We start from the raw sequence: 22043 nt of genomic DNA on the forward strand, positions 1-22043 counted from the left end.
TTTGTGGAATTGGTATTATCACTTTGGATTAAGCTCAATCAAAGCACAGAAAATACGTCACGATTAAGTGACCCAAAACTGTGATTTCTTTAGGCATTGGTGCTGTTATTTGGCGTCTGTAGGTTTGATATTTTGTAACTCTTGGCGGAAGGCTTCTATATCTTGGAAGTCTCTATAAACACTAGCAAATCGCACATAAGCCACATCATCGAGCTCTTTTAGCTCACTCATTACCACTTCACCCAGTGACTTACTACTGATTTCACGCTCTCCCAATTGACGGATACGCTTTTCGATACGGCTAATCATCGCTTCTTGTTCATCTAGGGTCACTGGTCTTTTTTGTAATGGCAACTGAATAGAGCGCCTTAGCTTTTGGGAGTCGTAGGGCTCGATACGCCCATTAGATTTAATAATACGCGGCATCACCACCTCTACCACCTCAAAAGTGGTGAAGCGCTCCTGGCATTGGTTACATTGACGACGACGGCGAACTTGTGCCCCTTCTGCCGCCAATCTTGAATCAATGACCTTGGTATCATCAGCATTACAATATGGACACTGCATAGTTGTTTCCCATTAATATCAAATTAGTTAGCGATACAAGCGTGAGGTTATAAAAGACAGTGTAGCTATTTACCAATACAGAAGCTGCCAAATATACGTCCCAACAGATCATCCGCACTGAATTCACCGGTGATTTCGCCGAGACTATATTGACCTTGACGTAAGCTCTCTGCTACCAACTCACCCGCTTGATAGTCCACCAGTTGCACATGGGCCTCTTGTAGATGCTGCTGTGTTCTTCGTAAAGCGTCTAAGTGTCTAGTACGGGCAATCAAGCTGTTTTCTGGGGGGTGGAAGCCAACTTTATCGCATAAAGTATCAATTAAGCTTTCAATACCCTCTGATGTTTCACATGAAACATTCACTTGTTCATAACCAGAAACTTCAACTTTATCGGCCATTTTCTTAGACTGAGTTTGTTCTATAAGATCTCGTTTATTACCAATAAGCAGCAGCTTAGAGGGGTCATAGTTAGGGCTGCCATCTTCTTTTTTGCCAAACAGCTCTGCTGCTAATTCTAAGGGATTTGCCTGTCTGGATAGGTCATGCACCAATAGCAGTAAATCGGCCTGATTGATGGCGTTACGGGCGCGCTCTATGCCAATACGCTCCACCTCATCTGTGGTATCACGCAAACCCGCAGTGTCGGTCAAATGAATGGTCAGCCCATTGAGTACGATGGTTTCTTGTAAGGTATCTCGAGTGGTACCTGCCACATCGGTGACAATGGCTCGCTCCTGACCTGCTAAGCTATTTAATAAGCTAGACTTACCGGCATTAGGGCGCCCTGCTAACACCACATGTACCCCATCGCGCAGCAATTGACCTTGCTGAGCAGTCGCTAAAATGGTCTTTAAGCGCTCTTGGATACTCTTCAATTTAGATTCGATTACTCCATCACTTAAGAAGTCCACATCTTCTTCATCAGGGAAATCAATAGACGCTTCAACATACAGTCGCAGTTCAATTAAGGCTTCTAGAATATCGTTAATTTTATTTGAGAATTCACCGGTTAAAGATCGAATAGCACTACTTGCAGCCGCTGCACTGGTGGCATCAATGGCATCGGCAATGGCTTCTGCTTGTAGCAAGTCCAGCTTGTCATTTTCAAAGGCACGATAAGAGAATTCACCAGGCTGTGCTTGATGCGCTCCAAGCTCAAAGACTCGCGCTAGCAGTTGGTTTTGTAAAACCATGCCACCATGCCCCTGCAACTCGATAACATCCTCACCAGTGAATGAATAAGGGGCTTTAAAATACAACACTAGCCCTTCGTCTAACACATTACGCTTGTCATCATAAAATCGACAGAAGCTTGCTAGGCGTGGCGTAAAGCTATCTTTGCCAGTAAGTTGACAAGCAATATCATAAGCTTTGGGGCCGGACAGTCTAATAATGCCCACCCCACCCCTTCCTAAAGGAGTGGCTATGGCGGCGATGGTTCTAGTATTTGACATAAAAATCAGCTCTAATTAAAGGATTAGCATTTTGGTGTTTTTTTTATAAATATGGTTATTGATGGTCTTATAGTAGGTGCTAAATAGGCTTTATTCAATGGCCGTTAGTTTAACCCTATCCACAAAACAAAAGCACCTATATGTGGCATATAGGTGCTTTAAAGTCGTTATTGAGACATTATAGCGAGAGTATTAGCAGCTTAAGCAGCTCTTCTCTCTGCTTTTTCTCTTTGCTCTCTTTCCACTTTTTTATTCACAATGTACTGTTGCGCCATGGTGAATAAGTTGTTCACAGTCCAGTAAAGTACCAAGCCTGCTGGGAAGAACAGCATGAATAAAGTGAAGATAATAGGCAAGAACTTCATCACTTTGGCTTGCATTGGATCTGTCGGCTGCGGGCTGAACATTTGCTGTGCAAACATAGATGCCCCCATCAACATAGGTAGAATAAACCAAGGGTCCATGGCTGATAGATCTTGAATCCATAGAATCCAAGGGGCGTGACGCAGCTCAACACTCTCAACCAATACCCAGTATAAAGCTAGGAAGATTGGCATCTGTAATAAGATTGGCAAACACCCCGCCATTGGGTTCACTTGCTCCTCTTTGTAGATGGCCATCATCTCTTGTGACATCTTCATACGGTCATCGCCATGCTCTTCTTTCAAGGCTTGTAAGCGAGGCGCAATGGCACGCATCTTAGCCATCGAGTAGTAGCTCTTATTTGAGAACCACATTAAGGCGATTTTCACTAGGATAGTTAGGGCAATAATTGACCAGCCCCAGTTGCCTATTACTTTATGAATACCTTCCAAGATAGCAAACAATACTTTTGAGATTGGCCATAAGAAGCCATAATCTACCGTTTTATTTAGACCCGGTGCTACTTCCAGTAGTGCTGTTTGATCTTTTGGTCCAGCATATAAAGTGGCTCCGATGTCTTTTTGCTTATTCGCAGGAACCACAAAGTTTTGGCTATTCATACCAATGAAGTGGTCGCCACTTCTTTCACGGCTAAAGAATTGACCCGTAAAGTTCTGAGGCGTCCAAGCTGATACAAAGTAATGCTGTACCACACCAACCCAACCTTCATTGCTGGCCGCTTTTAAGTCGCCATCATTGAAGTCTTTAAACTTAAGTTTATTGTAGTCATTGTCTGGAGTACCCCAAGCACCGCCTAAATAGGTGGCCATGCTTAACGCGCCTTTATCCGACATACCAGGGTCTTTGCTGCTATCACGCTTTAACTGAGCAAATAACTGACCATTCCAGTCTTTACCGCTGGTGTTGTTAATATTGTAATTAACACTGATAGGATATTTACCTTCAGTAAAGGTGAAGGTCTTAGTGATGGTCACGCCATCATCTTGCTTATAAGTTAAGGGCACTTCTAACTTTTTCTGACCTGGCTGCATCACATAGTTGTCAGACTGATAGCTGTATTTTGCTCGTCCTGCTGCAGTATCAATACCGTTAGGTCCAATCAAACCTGACTGAGCAACATACACACGTTGACCCGAGTTCTCTAGTAAAACAAACGGCTCTTCACTGTCTAAAGTGGCATCATAGTCACGTAAAGCAGCATAAACGACATCGCCGCCCACGGGATCGATTTTGACTTGATAGCGATCAGTAGTGACATTGATTAAGTCACCTTGTTTGGCATTGGTTGTCTCACCACCCACTTCGCTAGACGGTACATCGGTTGGTGCTGATGCGGTTGCTGCAGGTATATCACTGTCACCGGTACTAGTAGGAATATCAGCACCCGTGTTAGAAGTGGATACAGAAGGGGTTACTGCGTCTGCTGATGTGGCTGGCACATTGGCATAGTCTTTTTGCCAAGCTAGCACCAACAAATATGCGGTAATCAACATCGCAATGATGATGAGCACCCGTAGTATCTTTTGCATAAGATTGTCCTAAACAACTCTAAATGAAGTTTTTAATTAAAAGGGTGGGCTTATTTATCAGGTATTTACCAAAAAAAACCGTACAGTAAATCCTTTACTTTTAGGGCAACTATTGTGAGTGTATTGTCATCTCTGTTGCCACCTTACCCTTAAAATATTTACAAAATGGGGACTATTTTACTAAAAAAGCATCACAAATGATATAGAAGCGATGTTTTTAGCCTTTATTGACGATAAGAAGACATTGATAACCTGTTAATTTGCACTAACTTTTTTAACCTACATTATCTCTAATCCGGTAGCCGTAATTTCGACGGTCGAGCATATTGGCTATTAACAGCTGCTGTATAACTGGTTTTGTCTTTATAAACCCCGCGTTCCACTATGATTGTTTCACGTGAAACAACAGACTCTGGTAAGGCAGTAAAAATCAGCTTATACAAAGGTAAAGGAACAAAATCGATACCGTGACCTCCCAAAGGGTGACAGCGGCATATTCGCTTAACGGCGAGCCATCCTCCCCGTGCTGGTCCATGCCAAAGCACTGCGGTCTTGCCATACTCAGAGCATGTAGGGTAATAACGACAGCGAGCAGGCAATAACGGACTAATAAAAGTCTGATAGCCGTTAATAATAGTTAGTAATAAGCGTGAGAAAAAACGTGAGCCCACTCCCCTACTCCTCTTATACCGTATAATATATCACTAACTAAAATTGAATTAGATCAAAGTGGCTAATTGTCCAATTATGACTGACTAATTTTGGGTTTTGGTTGCCAGATTACGCCGCTGTTTGCTAATCACTTTGGCTAAAATCTCATCAATCTCTTGACGCATCTGATCATTGCTTAAAGCCTTGGTCGACTTTTTTAAAATGAAAACCAAATCTAAGGCGGGGAGCTGCGGATGTTTATGACGAAACTGCTCTCGAATAATACGCTTGATGGTATTTCTCGCCACCGCCCTCGGGATTCTTTTCTTAGTAATGGCCATACCCAATCTGGCTTGCTCGTTTTTAGAGTCGTAAGCAAACGCCATAAAATGAGAGTTATGAATTTTGAAAAGGGGCTGATTAAATACTGATTTAAACTCATCAGGCTTCAATAATCTTTTTGCTTTGGGATAACAGTAGTCAGTCATGATAAGTCAACATACAATAAGAGATAACAAGAATTTTGGTACAAATAAGTCGAGAGCAAGCGAATAGGGATTACTTTAACCTCAGCCCCTCATTTTTGCGGGCCATAATCAAAAAAAGCACCTAATAAATAGGTGCTTTTTATAAAAATCTACGAATTACTTGTCTGTCTAAAGTTTTTCGGTAATTAACTATCAATAAGTTTAAAACTATCAATGAGTATAATCAATTACACAGTTAAACGATGACGACCTTTTGCACGACGACGTGCTAAAACTTGACGACCTTTTTTAGTTGCCATGCGAGCACGGAAACCATGAGTGCGCTTGCGTTTGATAACGCTTGGCTGGAATGTACGTTTCATAAATCACCTTTGACAGCAAAGAAATTAAAATAAATAGCGTTCACTAAGAATTTGTTGTAGCGAGCGATTATGCCAGTTAAGCCCCTTATTGTCAATAATAAATAAAGGTTTTAAGCCGCCAATAACAAAGTGTTTACTAGAGCCGTTACTCTGGCTGAGAGTTGCTTAGCCCTTTTCTCAGCTGCCCATCCTTTTTACTACCTCTTTTTACCCGACTAATGACCCACTTAAAGTTTGCTAAATATTTTTCACAAAAAGGTATTATTGACTATAGGTTCTTTAGAATAGCACGATGTAATTTCATTAGTTTCATATAGTTATACTTAACAAATAGGCCGAATTTAACCGCCTATTTTCGAGATTTATATTAAGTTAAATTACACAATAACCGTTTCTATAACAAAGTCTCTTTCAATGAGTTATCTTTTGATATGAAAAAAATTGCCGTGAGTAGTCGACCAAGATCTATATATTTATGACAGCTACTCTGGATAGCTACTATTTTTTATATTTTGGATGCAAAAATCGATTACTTGCTGGGCATTCAACTTGCTGGATATAAATAAGTCTTGAATGCTCCCTGAACTGACAACAGAGAGGGGTTTATTTTTCGATATCCTTGTTGTGAGTCTAAGTTTTAATGAGCATTAAGACAATGAATGCTTATCAGTTGTGATAAATATACTGGTTGAAAACGAAGTTTGTGCTTGCTTCGATCTAAAACTAAAGCTGCGTATGAAACCTTATAATTATCAACTGACCCCTATTGTTTTACAGTCTATTTGGTTACTGTAAAGACTGCTCTAAATTTCGTTTTTTAAATTCAATTACTGTGATAAGTCTCTGTCTTCTAGAGAATACTTTTGTTGTTTTAGAACAAGCGATTTTAATTTTATTGAAAACTTATCCACAGAAAGCGATGTTCCCTATAACTATATATATAATAGTTCTTTTGTTATTATTAGCACCCTGTTTATCTGTGAATAACTACAAAAAATATAACTAAATCATTATCTTAACTTGTGGTTATTGTTGTTGATAACCTGTTACTAAACTCTGTATAACTCTCTAAAAATAGTTATCCACAAGGTTAGCCACAAAGTTATCCACAGAATAATTCTGATGATATTTGTGATTTTATATGTTAAAGTAGCCGCATTAAACAGGGTGAGACCGTCTTTTTTACCTCCCCCTACTCTTCTTCTTTTGTCCTTTTTATTAGGGTTAATGGGTCATGTCAGATAGTTTGTCGTTATGGGATAGGTGTCTTAATGACTTAAGATATCAGCTCAAAGAAAATGAGTTTACGATGTGGCTTAGGCCACTGTCTGCTAAAGTGGTTGGGGATAAGTTAGAGTTACTGGCACCTAACCAATACTTTGTGTCTCATGTACAAGAAAATCATTTTAATGCGATTGAACAGCTGGTAAAGCAACACAGTAATGGCGAAATAAGCCAAGTTGTGATCCAGGTTGAAAGTAGTGTTCAACAACCCCCTCGAGACTTAGTAGACAATCCTACTGCTGGTAGCCAATACAGTGGGTCTCAGCCGAGCTCGCACCCAGTTGGTATAGAGTCTGCTGTTAACGAGGCCTCGCAGATGGGAACTGATAAATCCCTAAGTTATATTAACCCTTATTTTACCTTTGAGACTTTCGTCAGCGGTAAGTCAAATATGTTGGCTTACAAAGCCTGCCTAGAGCTAGGTAAGAAGCAGTCACAGAATCGCCATAATCCTTTGTTTTTATATGGAGCCTCGGGGTTAGGTAAAACTCACTTAATGCATTCAGTGGCTCATAAGTACTTAAAGATCGGCAAGACTTTTTACTATTTTTCTTCTGAAAAGTTTATTAACCAGTTGGTTTATGCGCTGCGTAATCAAAAAATTGAGCAGTTTAAACGCAAAATTAAACGGGTCGATCTGCTAATTATTGATGATGTGCACGTTTTGGCAGGTAAAAGCAAATCGAGTAGTGAGTTTTTGTCATTATTTGCTGATTTTATGGTTGAGGGTAAGCAGGTTATTTTGGCCTCTGACCGGCACCCCTCACAAATGACTGAATTTGACGAACGTTTTCGTTCCAGGTTTTCATCTGGTTTGGCAGTGGGCATAGAACCGCCAGAAATGGAAACTCGAATGCAAATTCTGCAGAAAAAAGCCACTTTATCTGGGATAGAGCTGCCGAAAGAATGTGCACTTTTTATCGCTCAAAACGTGGTCTCTAACGTCAGACGCTTAGAAGGGGCGCTAAATCAGGTGGTAGCCAATGCCAACTTAACGGGCAATCCTATCGATTTAGATATGGTGCAATATGCCTTAAAAGATGTGATAGCCATACGTTCTCAAGCAGTGAGTATGGACAATATCCGCAAGGTAGTGGCTGAGTATTATGATGTGTCGGTAAAAGACTTAATGAGTAAAAAGCGCACGCGTAGTATTGCTCGTCCACGTCAAATTGCCATGGCGTTGGCGCGAGAGCTTACTAAAGATAGCTTTCCCGATATTGGTCAATCTTTTGGGGGCCGCGATCACACCACGGTGATGCATGCTTGTGAAAAAGTGGCGCAGTTACGCAGTGAAGATCCGGTGTTAGACAAAGAGTACAAAGCGCTTTCGATGACACTACAGGCAGGATAATGAAGCGAGTAGGGGGCATAATCAATTGTCATAGTGGTTGTGCACAGCTTTCCTCAATTGGTTATACTTAACCACCCTAACAGTAAAAGACAAGAAAGATAATAAAAAAGTTAGCGAAACCAAACGAGTAATATTAAACTGGGTATAAACCCTATTAAGACCCCATTAAAGAGTCCAATATTATGCAACTGTCTATAAACCGTGAATTGCTGTTAAAAGCCATCAATTTGATTGCCAAAGCAGCAGACAAACGCCATAACATGGTGGTTCTAGGTAATATAAAACTGGAAGTTACTGAGCAGCTACTGATTTTGACGGCTTCGGATTTAGAAGTAGAGTTAAGTGCGGAAGTTAAGCTGGGTAATGGTGCCACAGGCGTTATAGGTGCCACTACATTGCCTGCTTATAAACTGCATGAAATCTGCAAGTTATTGCCCAAAGATACCATGATCAATCTGACTGCTGAAGCCAACGAGCGCTGCATTATTACCAGTGGTAAAAGCCGCTTTGTATTGGGTACATTACCAGCGTCAGAGTTCCCGGTATTAGGTAATCCTGCTAATATCACGCCATTGACTTTAAGCAGAGCGGTGTTGATGGATCTGATGGCGAAAACTCAATTTGCGATGGCTATTCAAGACGTGCGCTACTACTTAACCGGTATGCTTTTTGAGGTGGCGCAGCGACAGCTAACCACGGTGGCCACCGATGGTCACCGCTTGGCGTTGGCGCGTAGCGTGATTGATGTGGCCGATGACTTTACTATGCAGGCTATCTTGCCACGTAAGGCAGTTATTGAGCTTGAGCGCTTGGGCAATGAGCTGGGTAAGTTAGTAGGCGACAATGATGGCAATTTAACCTTGGTGTTTGGCAGAGAGTTTTTACAAGTTACCTTGCCTTTTGGGAATGTCGATAGCACCGGTCAGATTGACGATAGCATTAAAGTGACGTTTACGGCGCGTTTAATTGACGGAAAATTCCCTGATTATCGCCGAGTGATGCCAAATAACACCGATAAAATAGCCTTGGTTAATAAAGAACAAATGACAGAGGTGCTAAGACGGGTCTCTATTCTCAGTAATGAGAAGTCACGTGGGGTTATTTTTAAGTTCTCGCAAGATGGCAATGTTGAGGTTCGCGCCAATAATGCTGAGCAAGATGAGGCAGTAGAAGCCTTACAAGTGAAGTATCAGGGTGAGCCAATCGAGTTGTCTTTCAATGCCGCTTACTTACAAGATGTGTTAGATGTATTGGCAGGGGAGGTTCAATTGAACATGAGCCAGGCCAACAGCTCGGTATTGGTCAATCAGCTAAATGATACTCAGCACCAGTATGTCATCATGCCAATGCGTATTTAAACCTTATTTGATTCAGGCTACTAATGTAGTTTACCTAAAAAAGCAAAACCTTTTGGTTTTGCTTTTTTATTGGATAAAAAACGCTCTTGTTGCTTTAGACTATGTTGTACAAGCGCTTAAACTATTTAACATAATGTATGGGGTGTGGTTTTTATATATTATGTTAAATTGAATAGACCGGTTTACTCTAGACTATAATTGTAAAAAGCTTAACAATGCCTGGTTAGTAACGGGATTAGACTTTAATCAAGGCGCCGGTGCCCTCATTTATAGGATTCAATAGATAATAAAGGCGTGTTCTATGCTGACCCAACTTACTGTTCATCAATTGCGTAACTTGCAAGCGGTTCATATTCAGCCGGGGCAGTGCAATGTTTTTATTGGTGCTAATGGCAGTGGCAAAACCTCTTTATTAGAGTCTTTATATCTTCTTTCTCGGGGCAAAAGCTTTCGACACCATCAACCGAAACGCTATATTTCGCATCATGCGCCTCATACCACGGTATATGCTAAATTTGCCAATGGCAGTAGTATGGCAATTCAAAAGGCGCAAGATGCCAGCAGTATTATGCGTCTCGATCAGCAAGCGGTTTATGTCCAGAGTGCTTTGACCAAGCAGCTCCCTACTTTGCTTATTGATCCGTCCTCTATGGATATTTTGGAGATTGGCAGTGGCAGCCGCAGACAATTATTAGACTGGATAACGTTTCACGTGAAACCTGGGTTTCATCCTCAGTGGTTGTCTTATCAACGTTTATTGAAGCAAAGAAATGCGTTATTAAAGCAATCACCTAAACTGTCTTCCTATCAGTTACAAGAGTTGGCGGCCTGGGACAAAGGGTTGGCCAATCACGCTGCGCTCATTACTCATTATCGCCAACAGGCTTTTGAGGAGTGGCAACCCTTGTTTAACTCCCTTATTCAACAACTCTTACCTGACTATGCCCCGTTTATTCAGCTTAAATTCTCAGCAGGCTATAACACTGAGGTTGCTCTAGATGAACTATTGCAGCAACGGTTGGCTCAAGATTGTCAGATGGGGTATACGCGCATTGGCTGTCACCGAGCAGATGTTCAAGTGTTGTGGGTTGAAGATGAAGTAGCAAGACAGCAAGTGGCTGCTTTTCAAGAGACAAGCTCTCAAAATGCAGGTTCTAAAAATATAGGACAGCAAGACACAGAACTTAAAAGCTCAGAACCACAAACCTCAGAATCTAGGTTAGCCCCCGAGCAGCCCTATCAAGAAGAGCAAGATTTTTATAATTTGGAAGAGGTCGGCTTATTAGGTAATGTACGTGAGCAAGCCGCCAACGTGCTTTCTCGTGGTGAAAAAAAGCTGTTAATTACTGCCTTAAAACTGTCACAGCTGCCTTTGCTTGCAACCGTGAAGCAAGGAGAGGGAAATTCTGCGGTTATAAGTGAGGAGGAGGTGATGCCCCTAGTTCTGTTAGATGATATTGCTGCTGAACTGGATGAGCGGGCTTTGACCATCTTATTAAAGTCCTTGTCACAACTTTCTTGCCAAGTGTTTATCACCAGTTTAGAGCCGCAAATTATGGCTGAAATTGGCCTTTATTGGCCACAGGCTAAAATGTTTCACGTGAAACAAGGACAGGTGACTGAAGAAGCCGTAAATTAAGCCTTTATTGTTATTATATGGGGCAATTCAAGCCCATATATATCATGCTTTTATCCCCAAAAAATGCTATAATGGCGAATAAGTTTTATAGTGAAATTATTGGCATAGAAAGCTGCGTATTTGACTAGATTGGAAGGCCAAGTACCGATTAATGGGCACTGATTTAACCCAGTAAATTATAAATTAGAATGTCCATTAAGTAAGTAAACAGCCAGTTAAGTAAAATTTGAGCGAGAATGAGGGTAACGTTAACAAGTGAGCTGTGAAAACCCCTATGCCATTTGAATTGCTGAGGATATCAGCATTGCCGTTTTAGGAAAGGATATAACATGAGTGAATCAAACCATAATACCGAGCAAGAGCTAGCTGCTAGCTTGCCTGAAGGGGTCGAGTTATCGGATATCCCTGAAGGGGTGCACCCAGAAGAATATAGCTCAAAGAATATTCGAGTATTAAGAGGGCTTGAAGCAGTACGCGTACGTCCAGGCATGTATATCGGCGACACCGATGACGGCACGGGCCTACATCACATGGTATTTGAAGTCGTCGATAACTCCATTGATGAGGCGCTAGCAGGACATTGTGACCAAATTGATATCATCATCCATGAAGATGAGTCGGTTAGCGTCATGGATAACGGTCGTGGTATTCCAGTTGATGTGCATCCTGAAGAAGGCGTATCGGCCGCTCAGGTTATTATGACCGTACTGCATGCTGGTGGTAAGTTCGACGATAACAGTTATAAAGTCTCAGGCGGTTTGCACGGGGTAGGGGTATCAGTAGTAAACGCTCTGTCTAAAAAACTAGAAATGAACATCTGGCGTGAAGGTCACCATTATCAGCAAACTTATAGCGATGGGGTGCCTGATGGTGACATCCAGATGCTAGAAGAAACTGAGCGCACGGGAACTCAAATTCGATTCTATCCTAGCCCAGAAGTGTTCACTGGCACGACCTTTGATTTTGACATTCTAGCTAAGCGTCTGCGTGAGCTCTCTTTCTTAAACTCAGGGGTACGTATTGTCTTAACCGATGAGCGTTCTGATAAGCAGCATGTCTTTGAGCACAAAGGCGGCTTATCTGAGTTTGTGGCTTACATCAACTCAGGTAAAGAGGGGCTGAACGAAGTTTTCCACTTTGTTAGCGAGCAAGAAGACGGTATCGTGGTTGAAGCAGCCTTACAATGGACCGATACTTATAATGAAAAAGTATTGTGCTTTACCAACAATATTCCGCAAAAAGATGGTGGCACTCACTTATCAGGTTTCCGCTCAGCCTTAACTCGTTGTCTGAATACTTATATGGACAATGAGAACATGATGAAAAAAGAGAAGGTCAACACCACAGGGGATGACGCTCGTGAAGGGTTAACGGCCATTGTCTCAGTTAAGGTTCCCGATCCTAAGTTCTCAAGTCAGACCAAAGATAAACTGGTATCAAGTGAAGTGAAATCTGCTGTTGAATCAGCCATGCACGATAAGTTTAGTGATTATCTGCTTGAGCACCCAGGGGCAGCGAAATCTATTGCCAGTAAGATTATTGATGCGGCCCGTGCCCGTGATGCGGCGCGTAAAGCCCGTGAATTAACCCGCCGTAAGACTTCTTTAGATATTGCTGGTTTACCAGGGAAGCTGGCCGACTGTCAAGAAAAAGACCCTGCACTTTCTGAATTATATATTGTGGAAGGGGACTCTGCGGGCGGTTCTGCTAAGCAGGGTCGTAGCCGTAAGACACAAGCCATTTTACCGCTAAAAGGTAAAATTCTTAACGTGGAACGTGCCCGTTTTGATAAGATGTTATCTTCAGCAGAAGTCGGTACTTTAATTACCGCTTTAGGCTGTGGTATTGGTCCGGATGAATATAATCCGGATAAAGTTCGCTATCATAAGATCATCATCATGACCGACGCTGACGTCGACGGGTCACACATTAGAACGCTACTCCTGACTTTCTTCTTCCGTCAAACGCCAGAGCTGATTGAGCGCGGTTATATCTATATTGCTCAGCCACCTTTGTATAAAGTGAAAAAAGGCCGTCAAGAGTTATATCTAAAAGACGATGAAGCGTTAAAAGCCTATCTACTGTCCTCAACCATTGATGAAATGAAGCTACACATCAGTGAAGATGCACCGGCCATTACCGGTCAAGCATTAGAGAAGCTATTAAATGACTATAACCAAACTCAGCTGGTGAAGTCTCGTCTACAAATCCGCTACCCTGCGGTGTTGTTAGATGCTTTAACCCATGTGCCTAAGCTGACCACTGATATGACTTATGACTATGATGCCATGAGTGAGTGGAAAGAGAAGCTACAAGCTCAATTAGAGCGCTTTGGTAGCGACTTACGCCCATCGATTGAGCTTGATAACATTCATGCGCCGCGCACCGATGAGCTTTCTGAAGCGGCGAAAGATGCCAATAATCAGTTTAAGTTTAAACTGGGTGCTAAAGTAGACAGTCCAAATGGCGATGTTGATGGTGCAGAAGTTGTGGAAGGTGAGGATAGCGAAATGCTGTCGACTAAGCCACAGTGGTTGCCACGAATCACCATTTACGTGCACAATTTAGCACAGCACTATTTGCTAGATGCCGGCTTCTTAAACTCAGGCGAATATGCGCGTTTAATCCGTCTGTCTGCAGAGTGGAATACGCTATTAACCGAAACGGCCTTTGTTCGCCGTGATACTACCACTGGCACCGTAAAAGATGTGTTGCTCCGTGACTTTGACCACTTATGGCAGCAAGTAATGCAAGAGGCACGCCGTGGCTTATCTGTTCAGCGCTATAAAGGTCTGGGTGAGATGAACGCTGACCAACTGTGGGATACCACGATGGATCCTGAGAACCGCCGCATGTTGAAAGTGACTATTGAAGATGCCATTGCGGCAGATCATTTATTTACTTGCTTGATGGGTGATGATGTTGAGCCTCGTCGTCAATTCATTGAAGAAAATGCACTTACTGTCAGTAACTTAGATATCTAATATCAATGTGGCGTAATTAGTTTTAAAAGAAGTCATCTTGCTTGCAAGGTGACTTCTTTGTTTCACGTGAAACATAAGCTTTATATTTTATTTTCAGATTTTAGGCCATAAAAGGCGTTACTGCTGAGTGGGTAGGAAGTAGATTATGATCGAAGTTTTATTCTTGGCCATTGCCTTAGCGATGGATGCTTTTGCGGTGTCTATTGGACTAGGAGCAAAACAGAGCAGTACGGCCTATGCAAGTTCAGCAAAGGCAAAGGCTATGTTGCTGAGACTGGCAGTCATGGCCGGACTTTACTTTGGCATAGCCCAAGGAATTATGCCCTTAATTGGTTATTTATTAGGGTCAGCCTTGCTGGGCTGGTTAGCATCTGCTGCGCCTTGGATTGGCTGTATTATCCTAGTGGGACTGGGCGCAAAGATGCTATATGAGGCAATAAGTGGCGAGGAAGAAGAAGAGCTTGGGTCAGAGGACCATACGAAAATTGACCATAAGCTGATGACTACCATGGCGATTGCTACTAGCATTGATGCGATGGCGGCTGGCTTTACCTTAAATTTATTGGCAGTGAATGCTTGGGTTGCTTGTCTTATTATTGCAGTAGTGACGGCTCTGTTTAGCTTTGGTGGCGTATATTTAGGTCGACAATCAGGGACATGGTTAGAAGATAAAGCAGAGATATTGGGCGGGGTGGTACTAATCGCCATTGGTATCAAAATGGTTTTATAATGGCTATTTACTCTTTTAGAAATATGAAGTTTTAGACATAAGAAAAGCCCCTTTGTTATAGAGCAAAGGGGCCTTTTTTTGGGTCTAAATAAGCGAGTTGGAGTTTACTGCTGCTTATCTAAAACACTATTTAAAACGCCACGCCAAAATGCGACTGGCCTTTTGACCATGCTGCATATTGATGGTCTTAATCTGTCTGGCACCAACTCTTCTTAGTAAGGCATCAAGGGGCTTTAAATTTTCAGCCCTTGAAACCAAAGTGGTGAACCAGTTTACTTGCTGGGCGTAATCGACACTCTCATTAATCATACGACTGATAAACGCGAATTCGCCCCCTTCAGTCCATAGCTCTGCATTTTGACCGCCAAAGTTTAGGTTGTTTTTGGCATCGGCAAACTTGTTGGCTTGCTCATTAGGATTACGACGGGCACGGTTCTTTTGTAATTTACTTTGTTTGCGATTATTAGCAACCAGTACTTCTTGCATTGACCCATGAAACGGGGGATTACACACGGTGATATCAAAATAATCGTGTTCACCAATAATGCCTTTAAAGATATTTTTCGGATTCTTTTGCTGTTTGACGGTGACCAGTTTTTTTAGATTGGGATTGACTTCACAAATGGCTTTGGCTGTGTTAATAGAAACAGGGTCTATATCGGTGGCGGTAAAGTACCAGCCATAACTTTGACTGCCCACAATGGGATAAATCAAACTGGCACCAGTACCAATGTCTAGTACATGAGGCTTCTTGTTTTCTGAGCCACTGTTGTTATCGGCTAATAAGTCAGCCACTTGGTGAATATAGTCAGCACGACCTGGAATCGGTGGGCATAGGTAGCCTTTGGGTAAATCCCAGTATTTGATGTTGTAATGATGGGCCAATAAGGCCTTGTTTAGGGTCAAAACCGCATCAGCATCAGAGAAATTAATCGTCGGTTCACCACTTGGGTTAGTGATGGTGTGCTTTTCAAGTTCAGGTAAGGCTTTGGTTAACTTATCAAAATCGTAACGACCTTGATGCGGATTGCGAGGGTGCAAGGTACTCGCCGCTGGCTTACTGGTAGGGGTTTTATGCGGGGTGTTTTTTGAATTGATAGGTTGTGTCATAGGGATTAAAACTTATTTAGATGATAGGGTGGATAATTGAAATAGGAAGAGGGGTAAAAGAAAAGTTAAAGTAAAAGAAGATACTGTCCGTAGCATTGAACAAAATTGGCCGTACTCTTGATAATAACCGTTAATAAACCTCAATAACCGATAATATCCGGCAATACCCAACAATAATTGGAATTTAACTGTGCGTAATATGTTTAAACCCTTAGAAGCCCTTTATCATCAAGGCTTATGGAGGTTAATCATCCTGTGGATAACTATTTTTTAGGCATTATATCCACACTAATTAAAAATAAAATATTTAATAAAATCAATGAGTTGTATTTTTAACATTTAATGGCAATTTTATTCGTCTGCTAAACTTTTTTAAAAGTTTTCAGCTATTTGGGGACTAGTTTAACAGGTTTGCTATAGCAACATAGATTGAAAATAAACAAATTGCCTATTTGCTAGGTTTGCTAAGCGTCCGGCATAGGATTATAGTTGACTTATAGGACACCGGTAGCGGCATGAGTCGCCACTGACTAACATATAAAAGGACAATAACAATGACCAGTAACAGTAATGAGAGCAAGCAACCAAGCCGAATTAGCTATGCCACTGAGGGATATATTTGCTTGATTGGCCTGAATCGTGCTGACAAGCGCAACGCCTTTGACAGTCACATGATTGCCCAGTTATCACAGGCTTTAACCCGTTATGAGAACGATGACACGCTGCGCTGTGCGCTTATATTTGCCCATGGTGAGCACTTCACTGCGGGGCTTGATCTAATGGAGTTACAAGACAAGCTAGACAAAGGGGTATTTGCTTTTGATAGTACCCAAGTTGATCCATGGGGCATTAGTGGCAAGCTGCGTACCAAACCTGTTGTCGTTGCGGTACAAGGCATCTGTTTTACAGCGGGTATTGAGCTGATGTTGAATGCCGATGTGGTAGTCGCCAGTGAGGATTGTAACTTTGCCCAGATGGAAGTTCAGCGCGGTATCATGCCCTTTGGCGGGGCAACTGTTCGCTTTGTGCAGGCTGCAGGTTGGCAAAAAGCCATGCCTTATCTTTTAACTGGTAAGCCCTTTGATGCGGCTACAGCAGAGAAACTAAACCTGGTCAGTGAAGTGGTAGAGACAGGCAAACAGTATGATCGAGCCTATGAATTGGCGGTTGAGATTAGCAAAGCCGCACCCTTAGGCGTTCAAGCCCTGCTGGCTTCAGCACTTGATGGCGCTCGTAATGGGGCAGACAGTGCGCTGGGTAATATTCATAGCTTTTTGCCACCCCTGTTTCACTCTGAAGATGCCAAAGAGGGCGTAATGGCTATGGTTGAACGCCGAGAGGCTCAGTTTAAAGGTCGTTAATTTAAGCCGTTATACTCATTAAAGAACTGATTGATTATAATGGTTAAGCCAGTGGTTGGCCGCCTTTAAAGACTCTGCGTCTTCTCTTTTTAAGCCCAGCTTTATTTATGCTCAGCAGCAAAGTGTACTGAGCTGATTTCTTACCCTGATACTAAGCGGCAGTCTTATCTATGTTAGACATTCTCAACATCACCGCGCCGATTTTTATTATTATCGCACTGGGTTATCTAAGTGTTCGATTGCATCTGATTGACCCAAGCCATGCCAAAGGCATGGGCACTTTGGTGTTGTATATCGCCTTACCGGCACTGATGTTTAACGCCATTGCAGAAATGCCGTTTCAGCAAGTCATATCACCGAGCTATCTGCTTATCTATGCCGTAGGTTCAGTGTTGGCATTTGTGATAGGGGTTATGGTTACCAAAGGATTTTGGCGTCAAGATAATGTCTCTGCGGCCCTAAATTCTACGGCATTGGCGTATGCCAACAGTGCTTTTATTGGTTTTGCCGTATTATCTGCGGTCATTGGGCCTACAAAGGCAGCTACTTATTTGTCCATGGTGGTGTTGATAGAGAGTTTTATCATGCTGCCGATGCTGTTTATCATGGCGGATATGAGCACTGATTCCGGTCAGTCTTTGGGTCAATTATTACTGCGTATTGCCAAAAACCTATCTCGTAACCCGTTGATTATTGCCATTATCATCAGCGTGAGTTTCTCAATTTTTAGCATTCCTGTACCCCAAATCGCGGCCCAAACTGCACACATGCTTTCAGGCGTTGCCGCCCCTGTTGCCCTGTTTGTTATTGGTATGAGCCTATCTGGTCTAGAATTAAAAGGTGATTTACCCAAAATTACCACCATTGGCTTAGGGAAGCTTATTGTGCATCCCTTAATGATGTTAGTTGCAATTATGCTTGTCCCGAGCGCGTCAATAGAAGGTAAATATGTGGCCATGCTGTTTGCGTCTGCGCCAACCTTTTCAACCATTGCCATCATCGCTCAGCATTATGGCTTGGTTGAGCGGGTGTCGGCTATTGTTATTATCTCAACCATTGGCTCATTTTTTAGTATGAGTGCGGTGCTGATGTATTGGGAGAGGATGGTTGGGTTTTAGGGTAAACTGTGTTTTAACCCATAACTATGTATTTTAAAAAGTGATAGGCGTTGGTGAAAAATGTATTACACCAAATGACCCAACTATCGATATCGGAAATGGATTTATTTATCTTTAAAACCAAATCGGTAGTGGTTTTTGCGATAAATTAGGCTTTACGTTTCGAGATGAGCTCTATTACCGCCATTACGTATTGACTGAATTACAGCGAATCAATACCTAGTCAATAACGACATAAATCCTCCTCGTTACCCAGCATTAAACGAAAACTTCCCCAGCTATTAGGAACAATCCATGCAATATAATTTTGACGAAGTCATAGACAGAAGTAATACCGGATCAATTAAGTGGCATTATGCAGATGACACCATTCCACTGTGGGTGGCAGATATGGATTTTAAAGCTGCTCAGCCTATTTTAGACAGCTTACAGCGTGTTGTGGATCACGGTATCTTAGGGTATACCAAGCAAAGCGATGACCTATATCAGGCTATTATTGATTGGCACAGTAGCCGCTATGGTTTGCAGCTGGAAGCTGATCAGATTCTGTTTTCACCTGGGGTGGTACCCAGTATTTCCTTAATGCTAAATCTGTTCACCGAAGTGGGCGATGCGGTATTAATCAATGACCCGATTTACACGCCTTTTGTGACCAAGACCAAACTGAATGGTTGTAAGGTGGTCAGCTCAGCACTGGTAGAAAAGCAAGGACGTTATGAGTTTGATTTGGCCGACATGGAAGCCAAGATTAAGAAAAATAGAGTCAAAGTGTTCTTGCTGTGCAATCCGCATAATCCAGGCGGGCGAGTGTGGACAGCTGATGAGCTACAGGCGGTATTAGAGCTGTGCAAAAAGTATCAAGTAGCAGTGGTCAGTGATGAAATTCATCAGGATTTGACTCTGAGTGGTCATACTTTTACCCCGTTTTTAAGCCTGGCTAAGGGCTATGAGCACATGGTGGTCAGCCTAACCTCGATGACCAAAACCTTTAACGTGGCCGGTATTAAAGGGTCGATGATCTTTGTAAAAGATAAGGCATTAGCCACGCAAATCAAACAGCAACAGCAATTAAATGATGAGTATGAGCTCAATTTATTTGCTTATACAGTAATGCAAAGTGCGTACGAGCAGGGCGCTGAATGGCTCGAGCAAGCGTTAGTTTATATCGAGAAAAACATCGATTTTACGCTACAGTATTTGGCCACTCATTTGCCAGACATTAAGGTGATGCGTCCCGAAGCCTCTTATTTAATTTGGCTAGATTGTTCTGCTTATGCTGAGGAGGATAAGGCATTGTATGATGCGCTGCGTGATGCCAAAGTAGAGCTGAATTCCGGTATTCAGTACGGCAAAGAGGGTCATCTAAAGCTGCGCATTAATGTGGCTTGTCCCCAGTCCATATTGGCTGAAGGATTAAATAGAGTAAAGCAGGCTTTGGCTTAGCTTATAGGTCGTAAAAGGCTGTTCAATTATAAAAGGCTAAGTACTAAAAAAGGTTGGATTAGTCTGCTAATCCAACCTTTTTTACGGTTTAATTTAGGGTTAGGCGTTAAGAGCACTAACTGTCGTGTTTATTGAGTGCTTCTGCGTTTTCTTCTTCCTCATTTTCCTCACGCATCTGCTCCCACTCATCTTGTAGCGCCAAGATTGAGCCCTCAGGAGCTTCTGAAGTTACCCCTTCTTCCCAAGGAGCACTGTCTGCCAGCTCTTCAATATGAATCGTTTTTAAATAATAATCAGGCTGATAATGCAGGTCATAACGCGCCGCCTTTATCACTGATAGCATCATTAAAGATAGAATAATAATCAGTGGGGCACCAGCGATAATAGAGGCGGTTTGCAGCGTCGCTAAATCACCTAAGAACATTAAAATGGCGGGTAATAAGCAAAGAGTAAAGGCCCAGAACAAACGGTTCCAACGGTGCGGCTCATCGTCTACTTCTACTTGTACCACAGACGCTAAGATATAAGAGATCGAGTCGAAGGTGGTTGCAGTGAAAATAACTGCTAAGAAAGTAAATACTGCCACCACAGCATAGGACATGGGCAGGCTATTTAAAATACTAAAAATGGCAGCAGTGGCCGATTCGTTATTTAGAATATTAACCACATCCACGGTACCGGTAAGCTGTAAGTACAAGCCATAATTACCTAAGATAATCATGAACATTGCACAGCCTAACGAGCCATAAAACATCGAGCCTACCACCATGTTTTGAATGGTGCGACCCCGTGAGATTTTGGCGATGAACAGCCCGATAGTAGGGGCAAATACCAGCCACCATGCCCAGTAGAATACGGTCCAATCTTGGGGGAAAGTAGTGTGCTTAAATCCAAAGCTGCCAAAGTCTTTGAAAGGCTCAACATAAGTCATCATCCGCGGCATTTCAGCAATCGAGCGGCCCAAAGCCTCAAGTCCGGTATTGAAAATAAACACAGTCGGACCTGCGATAAGGATGAATAATAGCAGCGCCACAGCTAAGTAGAAGTTGATATTCGATAGTTTCTGAATCCCGCCTTTTAGACCTTGATAGGCACTATAAGCGAAAATTAAGGTGGTCACAAACAGCACCACCAATTGCATGGTAATGTTGCGCGGTAAGCCAAATAAGTTATATAGACCTTCGTTAATTAACGGAGAGGCCAGACCTAATGTCGTTGCGCCACCGCCAACCATACCGAATACAAATAGCACATCGAGCATCTTCGCCCAATTGCTTCCCGCCAACTTCTCACCCAATAAAGGCATTAGGGTCTGACTTACCTTCAGTACTGGAGTTTGACGCACATAATAAAAATAGGCGATGGGGACAGCGGGCACTAGATAAATGGCCCACGCCACTGGTCCCCAGTGGAAAATGCCGTAGGTCGTGGCCCAGCGGATGGCATCCGTTGACTCAGCAGCAATGCCAAAGGGAGGCGCTTGGTAGTAATAGGCCCATTCAATAAGACCCCAATATAGAATACTGGCCCCAATACCGCCACAGAATAGCATCGCTGCCCAGGAGGCATCTTTGAACTCTGGGGTGTCTTCGGGGCGACCGAGTTTGATATTACCAATGTCAGAGAAGACGATGTAAATCACAAATATCATCGCCAAAATACCAAAGGCCAAATAGGCAAAGCCGAAATTGGTGGTGACAAAGCTACGGGCAATTTCCACCCATTCTTTACCCTGCTCTGGGAAGAAAATTAAGGGAATACAGATGGCTAATAAAATTACCAACACCATGCCGAAGGTAAACTTATCGATACGAGTATCGGGCTCGTGATCGGGACGGCGCTGGGTGATGTTCATTGGCGCATTGAAGGTGCCTAGACGAGGCGGTCGTCTATGCTCGTAACTGCTTCGAATAAAATCGGGAAGGTACTCTTTTGAGCTATGTTGCGAGTGGCTGCTTGAGCTGAGGTTCTTTTTGACCCCACGCTCTGTGTCGTTACTCCGGTTATTACTACTGGAGTTAGTCATATTGCCTCTCCTGAATGGTTATTAGCGCTAAGGCTCTTTAATAAAACTTAATAGGTAGCGTTATATTAACACAGTCTATTAATTTTATAGGAATGCCCAAACGACTGATAAACAATGGTTGGGTAACAGGAGAGGAGAGAAGCTGTAGTCAGCTTCTCTGTTATTTTGACCACCGGTTACGCATAAAGGTTAGTAAAT

At 42.6% G+C, this 22043-nt stretch carries 16 protein-coding genes; 8 read left to right on the plus strand and 8 right to left on the minus strand.

Features of this window, described 5'->3' with window-relative positions; genetic code table 11:
* Positions 1 to 105: 105 nt before the first annotated feature.
* The 6 genes from nrdR to rpmH form a co-directional block, all read right to left on the minus strand.
* A complete protein-coding gene (gene nrdR, locus B3S92_RS06620; RefSeq protein ID WP_077451413.1) occupies positions 106 to 567 on the minus strand; it encodes a transcriptional regulator NrdR in 462 nt (153 codons plus the stop codon).
* A 65-nt stretch (positions 568 to 632) separates the two neighbouring features.
* Positions 633 to 2024: a tRNA uridine-5-carboxymethylaminomethyl(34) synthesis GTPase MnmE gene (mnmE, locus tag B3S92_RS06625; protein WP_296204082.1), complete on the minus strand. Its 1392-nt coding sequence runs from the start codon at positions 2022 to 2024 to the stop codon at positions 633 to 635.
* 200 nt (positions 2025 to 2224) lie between these two features.
* Positions 2225 to 3937: a membrane protein insertase YidC gene (gene yidC, locus B3S92_RS06630; RefSeq protein WP_296204085.1), complete on the minus strand. Its 1713-nt coding sequence runs from the start codon at positions 3935 to 3937 to the stop codon at positions 2225 to 2227.
* A gap of 290 nt (positions 3938 to 4227) precedes the next feature.
* Positions 4228 to 4608, minus strand: coding sequence for a membrane protein insertion efficiency factor YidD (gene yidD / locus B3S92_RS06635; RefSeq protein ID WP_296204087.1), 381 nt, complete (start codon positions 4606 to 4608; stop codon positions 4228 to 4230).
* Between the two features lie 84 nt (positions 4609 to 4692).
* Positions 4693 to 5076, minus strand: coding sequence for a ribonuclease P protein component (gene rnpA, locus B3S92_RS06640; RefSeq protein WP_296204090.1), 384 nt, complete (start codon positions 5074 to 5076; stop codon positions 4693 to 4695).
* 227 nt (positions 5077 to 5303) lie between these two features.
* Positions 5304 to 5438, minus strand: a complete 135-nt coding sequence (gene rpmH, locus B3S92_RS06645; RefSeq protein WP_007394757.1) for a 50S ribosomal protein L34 — start codon at positions 5436 to 5438, stop codon at positions 5304 to 5306.
* A 1234-nt stretch (positions 5439 to 6672) separates the two neighbouring features.
* Here rpmH and dnaA point away from each other — a divergent pair.
* The 5 genes from dnaA to B3S92_RS06670 all read left to right on the plus strand — a co-directional run bounded on the left by dnaA (position 6673) and on the right by B3S92_RS06670 (position 14787).
* Positions 6673 to 8076, plus strand: a complete 1404-nt coding sequence (dnaA, locus tag B3S92_RS06650; RefSeq protein ID WP_296204092.1) for a chromosomal replication initiator protein DnaA — start codon at positions 6673 to 6675, stop codon at positions 8074 to 8076.
* A 182-nt stretch (positions 8077 to 8258) separates the two neighbouring features.
* The gene (gene dnaN / locus B3S92_RS06655) at positions 8259 to 9434 is read left to right on the plus strand and encodes a DNA polymerase III subunit beta (RefSeq protein ID WP_296204094.1); all 1176 of its coding nucleotides are present in this window, start codon (positions 8259 to 8261) and stop codon (positions 9432 to 9434) included.
* Positions 9435 to 9735: 301 nt separating this feature from the next.
* Complete coding sequence (gene recF / locus B3S92_RS06660; protein WP_296204097.1) at positions 9736 to 11073, plus strand: DNA replication/repair protein RecF; 1338 nt, start codon at positions 9736 to 9738, stop codon at positions 11071 to 11073.
* 329 nt (positions 11074 to 11402) lie between these two features.
* A complete protein-coding gene (gene gyrB / locus B3S92_RS06665) occupies positions 11403 to 14057 on the plus strand; it encodes a DNA topoisomerase (ATP-hydrolyzing) subunit B (protein WP_296204100.1) in 2655 nt (884 codons plus the stop codon).
* A 145-nt stretch (positions 14058 to 14202) separates the two neighbouring features.
* Entirely contained in the window at positions 14203 to 14787 is a 585-nt protein-coding gene (locus B3S92_RS06670; RefSeq protein ID WP_296204102.1) for a manganese efflux pump MntP family protein, read from the plus strand.
* Between the two features lie 126 nt (positions 14788 to 14913).
* Here B3S92_RS06670 and rlmF read toward each other — a convergent pair whose 3' ends face one another.
* Positions 14914 to 15897, minus strand: coding sequence for a 23S rRNA (adenine(1618)-N(6))-methyltransferase RlmF (gene rlmF / locus B3S92_RS06675; protein WP_296204105.1), 984 nt, complete (start codon positions 15895 to 15897; stop codon positions 14914 to 14916).
* Between the two features lie 554 nt (positions 15898 to 16451).
* On the opposite strand from rlmF, the gene B3S92_RS06680 reads away from it, so the two are divergent.
* The 3 genes from B3S92_RS06680 to B3S92_RS06690 all read left to right on the plus strand — a co-directional run bounded on the left by B3S92_RS06680 (position 16452) and on the right by B3S92_RS06690 (position 19819).
* A complete protein-coding gene (locus B3S92_RS06680; protein ID WP_296204107.1) occupies positions 16452 to 17258 on the plus strand; it encodes a crotonase/enoyl-CoA hydratase family protein in 807 nt (268 codons plus the stop codon).
* A 170-nt stretch (positions 17259 to 17428) separates the two neighbouring features.
* Positions 17429 to 18376, plus strand: coding sequence for an AEC family transporter (locus tag B3S92_RS06685; RefSeq protein WP_077450056.1), 948 nt, complete (start codon positions 17429 to 17431; stop codon positions 18374 to 18376).
* Between the two features lie 294 nt (positions 18377 to 18670).
* Positions 18671 to 19819 carry a MalY/PatB family protein gene (locus B3S92_RS06690; RefSeq protein WP_296204112.1) on the plus strand — a complete coding sequence of 383 codons (1149 nt, stop codon included), beginning with the start codon at positions 18671 to 18673 and terminating at the stop codon, positions 19817 to 19819.
* 115 nt (positions 19820 to 19934) lie between these two features.
* On the opposite strand, the gene B3S92_RS06695 is transcribed toward B3S92_RS06690, so the two are convergent.
* Entirely contained in the window at positions 19935 to 21845 is a 1911-nt protein-coding gene (locus B3S92_RS06695) for a BCCT family transporter (protein ID WP_296204115.1), read from the minus strand.
* Positions 21846 to 22043: the final 198 nt, after the last annotated feature.

The sequence above is a fragment of the Psychrobacter sp. UBA3962 genome, from assembly GCF_002385225.1.
Taxonomy (GTDB): Bacteria; Pseudomonadota; Gammaproteobacteria; order Pseudomonadales; family Moraxellaceae; genus Psychrobacter.